This window comes from Gloeothece verrucosa PCC 7822 (genome assembly GCF_000147335.1).
GTDB lineage: Bacteria > Cyanobacteriota > Cyanobacteriia > Cyanobacteriales > Microcystaceae > Gloeothece > Gloeothece verrucosa.
On the sequence record NC_014501.1, the window covers coordinates 3,842,483 to 3,855,000 of the forward strand.

At 42.1% G+C, this 12,518-nt stretch carries 9 protein-coding genes and 1 rRNA gene (1 of these 10 cut by a window edge); 2 read left to right on the forward strand and 8 right to left on the reverse strand.

Features of this window, described 5'->3' with window-relative positions; genetic code table 11:
- Positions 1 to 38 precede the first annotated feature (38 nt).
- The 4 genes from hcp to hoxE all read right to left on the reverse strand — a co-directional run bounded on the left by hcp (position 39) and on the right by hoxE (position 5,035).
- Entirely contained in the window at positions 39 to 1,688 is a 1,650-nt protein-coding gene (gene hcp, locus CYAN7822_RS16945) for a hydroxylamine reductase (RefSeq protein WP_013323485.1), read from the reverse strand.
- A 74-nt stretch (positions 1,689 to 1,762) separates the two neighbouring features.
- Positions 1,763 to 2,773, reverse strand: coding sequence for an alcohol dehydrogenase AdhP (gene adhP / locus CYAN7822_RS16950; RefSeq protein ID WP_013323486.1), 1,011 nt, complete (start codon positions 2,771 to 2,773; stop codon positions 1,763 to 1,765).
- A gap of 47 nt (positions 2,774 to 2,820) precedes the next feature.
- On the reverse strand, positions 2,821 to 4,461 hold the full coding sequence (gene nuoF, locus CYAN7822_RS16955) for an NADH-quinone oxidoreductase subunit NuoF (protein ID WP_013323487.1): 1,641 nt from the start codon (positions 4,459 to 4,461) through the stop codon (positions 2,821 to 2,823).
- A 34-nt stretch (positions 4,462 to 4,495) separates the two neighbouring features.
- Positions 4,496 to 5,035: a bidirectional hydrogenase complex protein HoxE gene (hoxE, locus tag CYAN7822_RS16960; protein ID WP_013323488.1), complete on the reverse strand. Its 540-nt coding sequence runs from the start codon at positions 5,033 to 5,035 to the stop codon at positions 4,496 to 4,498.
- Positions 5,036 to 5,789: 754 nt separating this feature from the next.
- Here hoxE and CYAN7822_RS16965 point away from each other — a divergent pair.
- The gene (locus CYAN7822_RS16965) at positions 5,790 to 6,581 is read left to right on the forward strand and encodes a pantothenate kinase (protein ID WP_013323489.1); all 792 of its coding nucleotides are present in this window, start codon (positions 5,790 to 5,792) and stop codon (positions 6,579 to 6,581) included.
- Here the strand turns inward: CYAN7822_RS16965 and CYAN7822_RS16970 are convergent.
- The 4 genes from CYAN7822_RS16970 to CYAN7822_RS16985 all read right to left on the reverse strand — a co-directional run bounded on the left by CYAN7822_RS16970 (position 6,573) and on the right by CYAN7822_RS16985 (position 10,896).
- Entirely contained in the window at positions 6,573 to 7,325 is a 753-nt protein-coding gene (locus CYAN7822_RS16970) for an HAD family hydrolase (protein WP_013323490.1), read from the reverse strand. The two genes, CYAN7822_RS16965 and CYAN7822_RS16970, sit on opposite strands and share 9 nt — an antisense overlap.
- An 11-nt stretch (positions 7,326 to 7,336) precedes the next feature.
- Entirely contained in the window at positions 7,337 to 8,347 is a 1,011-nt protein-coding gene (ahr, locus tag CYAN7822_RS16975) for an NADPH-dependent aldehyde reductase Ahr (RefSeq protein ID WP_013323491.1), read from the reverse strand.
- Positions 8,348 to 8,520: 173 nt separating this feature from the next.
- On the reverse strand, positions 8,521 to 8,721 hold the full coding sequence (locus tag CYAN7822_RS16980) for a hypothetical protein (RefSeq protein WP_013323492.1): 201 nt from the start codon (positions 8,719 to 8,721) through the stop codon (positions 8,521 to 8,523).
- 141 nt (positions 8,722 to 8,862) lie between these two features.
- Positions 8,863 to 10,896, reverse strand: a complete 2,034-nt coding sequence (locus CYAN7822_RS16985) for a M48 family metalloprotease (protein ID WP_013323493.1) — start codon at positions 10,894 to 10,896, stop codon at positions 8,863 to 8,865.
- Between the two features lie 610 nt (positions 10,897 to 11,506).
- On the opposite strand from CYAN7822_RS16985, the gene CYAN7822_RS16995 reads away from it, so the two are divergent.
- A 16S ribosomal RNA gene (locus tag CYAN7822_RS16995) occupies positions 11,507 to 12,518 on the forward strand; it runs 479 nt beyond the window's last position.

A 12,518-nucleotide genomic window follows, 5' to 3' on the forward strand; every position in this document is an offset into this window, starting at 1 on the left:
ATCCCAAGGAATCAACTCTATTCATCTGCTAACAAAAATCAACCTAAACAAGCCGCCAAATCTTCATCCGGAGTTTTAATGGCTTGAAGATGATATTTGTCCTCTAAAAATTTCAGGACATTCGGCGTAAGAAAAGCCGGTAAAGTTGGGCCTAAACGGATATTTTGAATCCCCAGATATAACAAAGAAAGTAAGACAGCGATCGCTTTTTGTTCATACCAAGAAAGCACAAGAGATAAGGGAATCTCATTCACACCCACATTAAACGCATTCGCCAAACCCAAAGCTATTTGAATAGCCGAATAAGCATCATTACATTGCCCTACATCCATTAAGCGAGGAAGCCCTTCAATTGCTCCCAGTTGCTTATCAAAAAAGCGGAACTTGCCGCAAGCAAGAGTTAAAACAATACAGTCTGAGGGGACTTTTTCGACAAACTCGGTGTAATAAGTCCGTCCGGGTTTGGCCCCATCACATCCTCCTACTAGGAAAAAGTGACGAATTTTACCGGCTTTAACGGCTTCAATAACCTGTTCAGATACCGATAAAACCGTATTTCTGGCAAATCCTACCATCACCTGACGCGGGGGCATTTCTTCGCTAAACCCTGCCATTGAGAGGGCTTTTTCTATAGCTGGAGTGTAGTCAGGAATTCCGTTATCTGTTGGGGGAAGATAGGTAAGATGAGGATAACTGACTGGCCCAATGGTAAAGAGTTTATCGTCATAGGTTTCATGAGGGGGCATTAAACAATTGGTGGTGATAATAATTGCGCCCGGAAAACGCGCAAAGTCTTTGGTTTGATTTTGCCAAGCTGTGCCATAATGCCCATATAAATGCGGGTAAGTTTGTTTTAATTTGGGATAGCCATGTGCCGGTAATAATTCTCCGTGAGTGTAAACGGTAATATCTTTGGTGGCTGTTTGTTTGAGGATCGCTTCTAGTTGTCGGATATCATGCCCAGAAACGAGGATACATTTGCCTTTTCTCGGGTTAAGCGGCACTGGGGTAGGGGTAGGATGACCGTAGGTTTCTGTATGACCGGCATCTAATAATTCCATCGCCCGCAGGTTGATTTCTCCCACTTTTAAGGCTAAGTTTATCCATTCTTCTAAACGGATATCTGTTCGGTCTAAACTGGCTAAAGCTTCTTGAATAAAACGATAAACTTTTTCATCTTCTTGTCCCAATTCTTGGGCGTGAAAGGTGTAAGAAGCCGCGCCTTTTAGTCCATATAAAACGGTTAATTTGAGAGAGATAATATCCAGGTCGTTAGAAGACGGACTGATGAAACTATGAGCTAAATTTTCTCCTTGTAATACTAAACTTTCATTCCAGTCAGGTTCATAACTCGACAGGGCTGACCAGGTTAACGGTATATGGGTTGTGTTTTGTATGGTGAGTTTTAAACTTTCCCGTTGCATTATACATTTTTTAATGTATTCTGTCAATTGCTTGTTATTAAAGTTAACATTAGTCATGGTGGCAAAGAGTGCCTCACAGGTAAAGACATCCATTTCTCGGGTAGGAATGTTGTATTCTTTGGCTTTGAGGACGACTCTAGCTAACCCGCGCAAGCAATAGATAAGTAAGTCATGTATAGCGTTGACTTCAGGACTCTTTCCACAAGCGCCCCATTGATGACAACCGTTTCCACTGGCGGTTTGTTCACATTGTTCGCAAAACATATTTTATATTCCCTTATTGATGGTTTTTTAAATTGTCCACAGAATGTAGCAGATGAATAGGGATGAGTGGATCGTTAAATTTGCAGCACAACTCGTCCGTTGATATTGCCTTCTCGGAGTCGTTGGAATACGTGGTTGATGGCTTCTAGAGGTTGAATTTCGACGGTGGGTTTAACTTTTCTTTGGGCAGCAAATTGTAAACATTCTTGAAGGTCTTGACGAGTTCCCACAATCGATCCGCGAATGGTGATTCGTTTTATGACCATTTCAAAAATAGGGGCAGGAAATTCGCCGGGGGGAAGTCCCACTAGGGCGCAGGTTCCTTTCCTTCTTAAAGTTCCAATGGCTTGACGAAAAGCAGGGACTGAGACGGCAGTAACTAAGCACCCATGTGCCCCACCGATTTCTTTTTGAACAATTTCAACGGGATCGAGTTTTTTAACATTAACGGTTAAGTCTGCCCCTAATTGGCTGGCGAGTTCGAGTTTGTCATCCCTTGTATCTAGGGCGACAACATGAAGCCCCATTGCGACTGCATACTGTACGGCAAGATGACCTAAGCCGCCTATTCCAGAAATAACCACCCATTCGCCGGGTTTGGCTTCGGTTTCTTTTAACCCTTTGTAAGTGGTTACGCCGGCGCAAAGGATAGGGGCAGCATCGATATAATCTAACTCATCCGGAATATGTCCGACAAAGGCGGCTTGTGCGAGGGCATATTCGGCAAAAGCGCCATTAACTGTATAGCCGGTACATTGTTGGGATGCACACAGAGTTTCCCACCCCGTATAGCAATATTCACAAGCTTGACAAGCGCTATGTAACCAGGGAATACCAACGCGCATTCCTTCAGATAGCCGCGTGACTCCTTCTCCCACTTTGACGACATAGCCCACTCCTTCATGACCCGGAATAAAAGGCGGGTTGGGTTTAAATGGCCAGTCCCCATCGGCGGCGTGTAAGTCGGTATGACATACCCCACTAGCCACAATTTTGACTAACACTTGTCCATAACCGGGTTCGGGAATGGGTACATCCTCAATAACTAAAGGTTCACCAAATTGATGTACTACAGCAGCTTTCATGGTGTGTGAATAATAGGCAATAGGCAAAAGGGTTAAGTAATTAACTGTTAACTGTTGACTGATAACTGTTCTAAGACTTTACCGTTAGGACTCTCTAGGGGGTTCTCTTGTAGTAAAGCTTCATATTCTGCCCGGAAATACCGTAGGGTACTTAAGATCGGGTTGGGGGCGCTTTGTCCTAACCCACATAAGCTAGTTTCTTTGACGACTAGACAGAGGGCTTCTAATTTTTCGAGGTCGGTTTTTGTGGCTTGGCGGTTTACCAGTTTGTTCAAAATTTCATACATTTGAACGGTACCCGCCCGACAGGGAACACATTTACCACAAGATTCTTCTTGGCAGAATTCCATATAAAATTTGGCGACTTCTACCATCGAGGTATTTTCGTCCATGACCACCATTCCCCCCGACCCCATCATCGACCCGAGTTTACCGAGGGAGTTATAATCAACGGGGGTATCGAGTAGGTCAGCCGGGATACAGCCGCCTGACGGTCCGCCGGTTTGTACGGCTTTGACTTCTCCATCGACTATTCCGCCGCCCATTTCTTCGACAATTTCTCGCAGGGTAATACCCATTGGTACTTCGATTAACCCGTTGTTACGAATTTTGCCGGTGAGGGCGAAGATTTTTGTGCCTTTACTGGTTTCTGTGCCGATACTGGCATACCAATTTCCTCCTTCTCGAATAATGGGGGCTATATTGGCATAGGTTTCTACGTTGTTAATGAGGGTGGGACATTCCCACAGTCCTAATTCAGCCGGATAAGGGGGACGAGTGCGAGGGGTTCCCCGTTTTCCTTCGATGGAGTGAATGAGGGCGGTTTCTTCTCCACAGACAAAGGCACCCGCACCAATACGAATATCGACTTTAAAATCAAAGTGTGATTCAAAGATTTGACTGCCTAAGATGCCGTATTTTTTCGCTTGCTGGATCGCTTTTTCTAGTCGTTTAATGGCCAGGGGATATTCTGCCCGCACATAAATATAACCGTGATCTGCCCCCACTGCATAAGCGGCTATGGCCATGCCTTCTAGCACTAAATGAGGGTCGCTTTCTAAGACGCTACGGTCCATAAATGCTCCCGGATCGCCTTCATCCCCATTACAGATCACATATTTCTGTTTACCGGGCATTTTGGCTACTGTTGCCCATTTTAAGCCGGTGGGATAGCCGCCGCCTCCGCGTCCCCGTAGTCCACTTTTGGTGATTTCTTCGACGACTTGTTGGGGGGTCATGTCGTAGAGGGTTTTATAAAGGGATTGATAGCCTCCTACGGCGATGTAAGATTCTATACGGTCTGGGTCAACTTTGCCGGTATGTTCCCGCACGATTCGTACTTGGCGGCTAAAAAATGGGTGGTTTATATCCCCTTGAGTGACGTTACAGGTTCCTCCGTTGATGCCTTCTATAATACTAGCCGCTTGTTCTGGGGTTACTTCTTCATATAGCGTGTTTTCTGGATCGATTTGTACTAAGGGACCTTTCCCACAAAACCCCATACAGCCCACGCCAATGATTTCTACTTGCTCTTCTAAATGGCCTTCTTTGACCGCTTTTTGCAGGTTTTTCTTGACGGTTAGAGAATTAGCGGCTTCACATCCGGTTGAGGTGCAGCAATGAACTCGAATCGGTTTTTGTTTAGCACGTTCTGTTGCTGCAATCTCTAATAGTTCAGCTAAATCCATTATTTTTTTCCTCTATCAATTATCAATGTATGGGTTATTCTGGAGATTGCCAGGTTTTGATTTTTTGGCTGACGGCTTCTAGGTCTTGCTTACCTGCTACTGCCCCGTCAAATACTACTGCTGGCGCAATCCCACAAGCACCAATACAACGGGCTGAAACGAGGGATACTTTTCCGTCTGCGCTGGTTTCTCCCACTTTAACGCCGAGTTGTTTTTCTAATTCTGAGAGGATTTTATCGCCGCCTTTGACATAGCAGGCTGTTCCCAGACAGACCACACAAGTATGTTCCCCACTGGGTTTGAGCGAAAAAAGATGATAAAAGGTTGCTACTCCATAGACTTGTGAGAGGGGCAGTTTTAAATGTCGGGCAATATATAGTAAAACGTCATCTTCGAGATAGCCAAATGCTTCTTGTGCTTTGTGGAGAACTTCAATTAAGGCATCTTGCCGATATTGGTTCCGCTTCATGGTGACATCTAAGACTTTGAAGCGTTTGTCTCCACTAGCATGTTCGGCTTTTTCTTTGTTAGCAGAGGATTGTTCGCTTTTAGGATTTACTTTGGCTGTTTGCATTGCTATTGTCCTGCCATCTGGATTTGGAGATGTTTTAATCTATTTTTTTCTGTTAAGCTTACTCTTTATTTATTGATCCCAATGCTTAATCTTTTGGCGGCTTTTTTGGGTCTCCTCTTGTTGGGCTAATTGCCTCTATGATTATTGTTACATCTGGTAGAGAGCCGGCTTAAATAACTTTATCTTTCTTCAATAAACTCTTTTTTTCTTGTTGTTAAAACAACTTATTTGTTGTTTTATTTTTTGTTAATAAAATATAAAGTTTTGTTCACTAATTGCTCTGTTTGCTATAGAGTTTTTGGCAAGTGCTTAGTTAGATAACTTCACCTAATAAATTTTCAGGCTTGCTTTTAATATTTGTATGAAAATGTCAGACTTTATACTTCTTAATATCTGAGAATAATTCGCAATAGCTACGAAGTTGCGTCTTTTCAGGACTTGATCTAAAATAAGAATAGAGCTACTATAACTTAAAATATTTGTTAGTTTTGAAACCCTTGATAGAGTTAGGTTTTAAATTGACTCTTATGCAAAAAGCCAAAATTTTCTCAAACTGGTGGCTCAAATTTTTGTAACGAAATATGAAGTAAAGTAGAGTTTTATATCTTGCTATTGACAAGTTGAGATTTTCGGTTATGCCGCTTTTTCGTACAGTCTGGTTTCTACTTTTGGACTCAGAAAAATGGTGATAGACAGATACAGAGGTGGATAAACTTAAGCTTTTAAAGGAAATTTTAGCAAACTAAACAATCAGATGATTAATGACCGCAACTCTAAGGACTGGCTAGGATTAATGATTGGCAATTCCCGCTTACATTGGGCTTTTTTTTCGGGAAATACCCTACAGCAAACCTGGGATAGTGAACATCATAGTACCCCTGTGGTTGAAGGAAAGTTACCTCAAGCGATTTTCCCTGCTGATTTAGGCTTTTTAGTCAGAGAAAATATCCCTTTATATATTGCTTCTGTTGTGCCTTCCCAAGCCCGATTATGGCAAGAGTATTCCCCGGCAAAAATCATTACTCTCGAAGAAATCCCCTTAAAAAAACTGTATCCAACATTAGGAATTGATCGCGCCTTAGCCGCCATCGGAGCCGGCATAACTTATGGATTTCCCTGTTTAGTCATTGATGCCGGCACAGCTTTAACCTTTACCGCCGTTGATAGCGATCATGCTTTAATGGGTGGGGCAATTTTGCCGGGCTTAGGCTTACAATTACAAACATTAGCCAGAAAAACCGCCGCTTTACCCGATGTTAGTTTACCCGAATTATTACCTCCTCGTTGGGCACTCAATACTCCAGAAGCCATCAAAAGCGGCGTTATTTACACCCTTATGGCTGGGGTAAAAGACTTTATTGAACATTGGTGGACTCAATTTCCTAGCGCGGTTGTGGTGGTAACGGGAGGAGATAGTCAGTCATTATGGACATATTTACAGACACAAACTCCCGAAATAGCTCAAGCAATCAAAGTTCACGGAGAGCTAATTTTTTGGGGAATGAGAGTCATCACGAACAGCTATGTCGATGTTGACTTATATTGATAGTAATTTTTCCAGTAAAGAGACATCCACATATTGGCTATTTAGCTCAATTCCCTTCATAATCGTAAAAGGTAGGTCCGGTTCACCCAAATGATCTAAAACTAAAATTGCCTCGCTGAAATCTTGGTCTTTAGTATAATCATTAACAGTCACAATAGTTTTTAAACCGGCTTTTGTGGCGGCTTGTAATCCATGATAAGAATCTTCAAAAACCAAACATTCACCAGCCGCTAACCCTAACTTATCTAAGACATAATAATAAATATCTGGTGCGGGTTTTTTCGCCGCCACAATATCACCTGCGGCAATGACTTCAAACCAATGGGGAGGAAGAGTCGGTTCTAATAAGGCTAATACATTAGGTAAAGCACTGGTAGTCGCGATAGCTATGATTATCCCCTGGCTACGGGCTTCTTCGATTAATCGTTTTACCCCAGGACGTAGAGGAATGGCTCCCTGGCCGAGTAAATCTCGATAATACTGGGTTTTGGACAGATGTAATTGGGCAATAAATTGATCTAAATCCGAGGGAGATTGAAACTCAGGATTATATTGCTGTAAATAATAGCGGATACGTTCTTTGCCACCAGCCACCGCTAATAATTCACCATAAATGGACTCTGACCAATCCCAAGATAATTTAGCTTGGCTAAAAGCTTGATTAAAGGCCAAACGATGACCATATCGTTCCGTTTCGGCCAAAGTACCATCCACATCAAAAATTAGAGCCTGTAACTTACTCATCAACTCAAAACTCAGGAGTTTTTAAAGGTTAATACTATGCGATATCTAGCCTTATTAGCCTTTAATCTTTCCATAGCCTCATTAACTTGTTCTATGGGATAGAATTCTACCACAGGTTCAACGTGATGTCGTCCAGCAAAATTTAACATTTGGGCCAGAGTAACAGGACTTCCCAGAGGGCTACCTGAAACCGATTTTTGACCACCAATCAGGGGAAAAAGTTGAACAGATAAAGGATTAGGAATCACACCCACAAAATGTAGCCGTCCTTTAGGACGCAGCAGACTAATATAAGTATCCCAATCTAAATCAGCATTGACCGTAGACAAAATTAAATCCAAGGAATTAGCCAATGCTTTTAGGGCTTGAGGGTCACGGGAATTGACAAAATGGTTAGCGCCTAAATTTTTTGCTTCTATCTCTTTATCAGGACTGGTAGAAAAAGCTGTGATCTCACATCCCCAGGCAGCCAAAAAACCTAAAGCCATATGGCCTAAACCGCCAATGCCGATAACGCCTACTCGGTCAGTGGGTTTAACGTCAAATTGGACGATGGGATTAAAAACGGTAATGCCGCCACAAAATAAAGGTCCGGCAGTCAGTGGATTAAGTTTTTCCGGTAAAGGAAGCACCCAACCTTGATGTGCCCTAACTTTTTCAGCAAAGCCGCCATAACGACCTACAATTGTGCCTTCTGCTTGAGGACAGAGATTTTGATTTCCCGATAGACACCATTCACAGGTCATACAAGAACGGGAATACCATCCTAACCCCACTCGTTGACCGACTTGGAGGTGTTTAACTCTTTCTCCCACAGCGTTGATGGTGCCTACCACTTCGTGTCCTGGCACAAAAGGGTATCGAGTCATACCCCACTCATTATTGAGCATACTGAGGTCGCTGTGACAGATTCCGCAATATTCTACCTGTATTTCTACATCTTCATCACCAAGAGAACCGGGATCATACTCAAAAGGTTCAAGTTTTCCTCCAGGTTCATGAGCAGCGTAAGCTCGAATCATAAATAGTAGTAAAAATATTCTCTAGGTGGACTTTAAGGGCTTTGGAAGCGAAAAAGATTCAGGTTAAATCGTAGACGCTTTTGATTTTGTTGATGATTTAAGGCAACGGTTACAAGATTATGCCTAGACACATTGCCTACCCTGATAGCATTGAGGGGTCAGTGCTGATGAGATTAAAAAATTTGGCGAGAGACTAACTTTTCAATGTTGGCTTGAGTCTCTTGTAAAAGTTGCTGTCGGCTATCATGGGTATGGGTAAGGCTAGGGACTAAATTGCGAGCTTGTAAAGCCATGTGAAGTTGTAATTGGGCCACGTACTCACTGATATCTTCGCGGAAGATTTCGTTGTTGGTTTGAGTAGTGTAAAGACTCAAGATGTCCTCCTTAGCGATGTCTACTAATGTTAAGCAACCTCCATAGAGGTTATCATGCCTCGTTTGGAGACGGAAAGCTTTTTCTAAAAAGTTTACATATTCTATACATTTCGTAATATTTTTCTGAACAAGGCACTTGACTTAACCAGAGGTTAATCTGTGAGTTCCGATCGCATAAATTAACAGAACTAATCCTACAAGGATCACTGCACTGACTCGGATCACGGACCAAAAACGAGGATAATTGCTCACTGCAAGTGTCGCGTTATTCATTTGAGTCCACTCTATACAAGGAGAAATGCCTCGACGGAACCAACCGACAATAGTAAGGTTAGAACCGATAAAGTTTTTATTTTTAGCCCAACTTAAAAAGAAATTGCCCAAACTCCCAAAGGCTGAAGAATAGCGGCAAAAAATCACACCTGATGAATCTTGAACAATTGTATTTGCTCCTAACTCATAGATAGCTTGTGGTTGACTGATTAATTTCCCTTGAAGTTCAACTGGAGTCTTGGTTAAAGGACTGGCGTAGGGATCACAAATTAAACTATAAATATCAGTGTGAGGGGCGTTTTGAGTTTTCGGATACATATTTAATGTTTTAATTAATAGTCCTCCCCCAAACCCTACCATAGCCAAGCTGATTATTCCCATGCTGGTTCTTAGATGAGAAGTTAATGAAAAGCCTACAACTATAGTGGCGATTATCCCCAACCACTGAGCATTAAAAACTAAAATTTCTAAGATAAAATTGGTATATAATTTGCGATGATTTAATTGATTTCCTTGGACGATAACTGCTAGGGTATTAAATTGATTTTCCAGTTCCAGGAATTGAGCATAATTCATTAAAGTGTGGATTCTTTTCCCGGTTAAAGGATGAGAGGAATTTAATTTGAGCCAGATTCTCCAAGGATTAAATAAATCCCAAAGAAATGTTTGTCCAACTTGCTGAAAATCCGAGGTGAGAAAATAGGCATTTCCACATATTAAAGACCCTTTAAAATCCACAATGTTTAAAAGTCTAGTCAGTGCAATTAAAGTGGCAGAATTTCCTTGTTTTTGTTCTTCTAATAATCCATAGGGAATTTTAATTAATGCTCTTGATAATCCGTTAGGATTACCGGTCACTTTGGCTGCAAAATAGTCAGCAAAATCTTCTCTATTGCGAGATAAATAATAGAATAAATAATTATTTATTAAATAAATTAAATAGGGAATAATAGCCGTAATTTTAATAATTCCAAAAAACTTTTTAATTTTTGTATTTTTATGACTTAATTTCTCAATAAATAAATACAAAATATACGAAATTTGCGAGACGGTTGTTCCTAGAGTCATCAAGGCAAAATTCCATTCAAGAATATGACCTAATTCATGAGCATATACGGCGGCTATTTCTTCATCTTTTAAATATTTCAATAATCCTTTTGTGATTACAATCCGAGCTTGATTAGGTAATACTCCATAAGTAAAAACGATTGGATTAGCATCATCAATAATCCCTAAACGAGGAGCCTGAATCTTTTGTTTTCGCACAACATAGGAAATTACATTTGCTGTTTCTGGACTGTATTTTCTGACTTGAGATAAATTGATCCATTGAATTTTACAATTTGTTTTAGCTATTAAATCTATAATTAAAGGGCTAGAAAAAAAAGTAATTAAACTAATAATAAAACTTAATCCAAGAGTGGAAATTACCCGGTTATAAATATTAAAATTAGTTAAAGTTATAATAATTAAGCAGAAGACACATACTAAAACAAACATTAAAATTCCAGTCAGATAAAAGGCTAACTGTAAATAAAACTTAGCTTTTGGTAAGGGTAAACGAACTACAGGTTCAAGTGTTCTTAACGGTTTTTTAGGTTCGCTCAATAACCCCGAACTGATTCCTGTATTAGTCGCTTTTTCTTCAGCAATCAGAATCGAAATAAATCCTTTAGCCCATTCACTAACTTGAGGATCATGATGTTTTTGCAAAGCTTGGCCTAGGGTAAAAGCTTGCTCTCGTTGATTATTGCCGCGATAAGCTCTAGCCAGTGCGATTTGGGCTTGAATATAATTAGGGGTGTTTTTGTTGGCTATGCGTTTACAGTAATCTTCTAAAAGTTCAACGGCTTGAGAAAATTGTTGTTGTTGCAGTGCTTTTATTCCATCTTCGAGTAACATGGGCTTTTCCTTGTTTTCCCAGGAGGTTTAGAAGGTCTTCTATATTTATAAATACCCATATTGGTCAGAGGAATTATCATTTACTCACAAGTTAACAGATATAAGTTATGAATCCCAACGCTGGTAGTAATTGCTGCTCAATGCCATTTTGATTGTTGGCTATTTTGAGATTGACTCAGTAGATGGCACTATATCTGAAGGTCGTCACAAAAGCCCTAAGCAATTATCCCTACTACTAATGACATCTAGAGCAACAGGAAAAATGCTCGGCGTTTTTTTACTCTTGATGAGAGGGAGTTGGGGGGATCAGGTGAAGGCAAAGGCTCAAAAGCTTACTGGCTGGAGAGTTCAAGAATTTCAAAAAAACTTTTTCCAAAGGGTTGACAACCCCTGTGCAATTGAGTATATTGGTAAATGCGCGGTTGAGAGAAACCACTCTGAACGCGCCCCGAACCTAGACAAAACAATAGTTTGAAAGCCTTAATAAGCCAAACCCTTGTTAAAAGAAATTATAAGTCTTGATGCCTAGTTTGTCTAGGAGCAAGACAAAAAAACAAGAAAAGTTCTCTAGTTCGCTAGAGAAAGAGCTAAGAAAAGAACATTCATGTTCACCATGGAGAGTTTGATCCTGGCTCAGGATGAACGCTGGCGGCGTGCCTAACACATGCAAGTCGAACGGGGTAGCAATACCTAGTGGCGGACGGGTGAGTAACGCGTGAGAATCTGCCTTGAGGATGGGGATAACAGTGGGAAACCAATGCTAATACCCAATAGGCTGAGAAGTGAAAGATTTATCGCCTGAAGAGGAGCTCGCGTCTGATTAGCTAGTTGGTGGGGTAAGAGCCTACCAAGGCGACGATCAGTAGCTGGTCTGAGAGGATGAGCAGCCACACTGGGACTGAGACACGGCCCAGACTCCTACGGGAGGCAGCAGTGGGGAATTTTCCGCAATGGGCGAAAGCCTGACGGAGCAACGCCGCGTGAGGGAGGAAGGCCTTTGGGTTGTAAACCTCTTTTCTTAGGGAAGAAGCAAGTGACGGTACTTAAGGAATCAGCATCGGCTAACTCCGTGCCAGCAGCCGCGGTAATACGGAGGATGCAAGCGTTATCCGGAATTATTGGGCGTAAAGCGTCCGCAGGTGGAATTTCAAGTCGGCTGTCAAAGCCCGTAGCTTAACTACGGTCAGGCAGTGGAAACTGAAAGACTAGAGGCCGGTAGGGGTAGCAGGAATTCCCAGTGTAGCGGTGAAATGCGTAGAGATTGGGAAGAACATCGGTGGCGAAAGCGTGCTACTGGGCCGGACCTGACACTGAGGGACGAAAGCTAGGGGAGCGAAAGGGATTAGATACCCCTGTAGTCCTAGCCGTAAACGATGGAGACTAGGCGTAGCTTGTATCGACCCGAGCTGTGCCGAAGCTAACGCGTTAAGTCTCCCGCCTGGGGAGTACGCACGCAAGTGTGAAACTCAAAGGAATTGACGGGGGCCCGCACAAGCGGTGGAGTATGTGGTTTAATTCGATGCAACGCGAAGAACCTTACCAGGGCTTGACATCTGTAGAACCTAGGGGAAACTCTGGGGTGCCTTCGGGAGCTACAAGACAGGTGGTGCATGGCTGTCGTC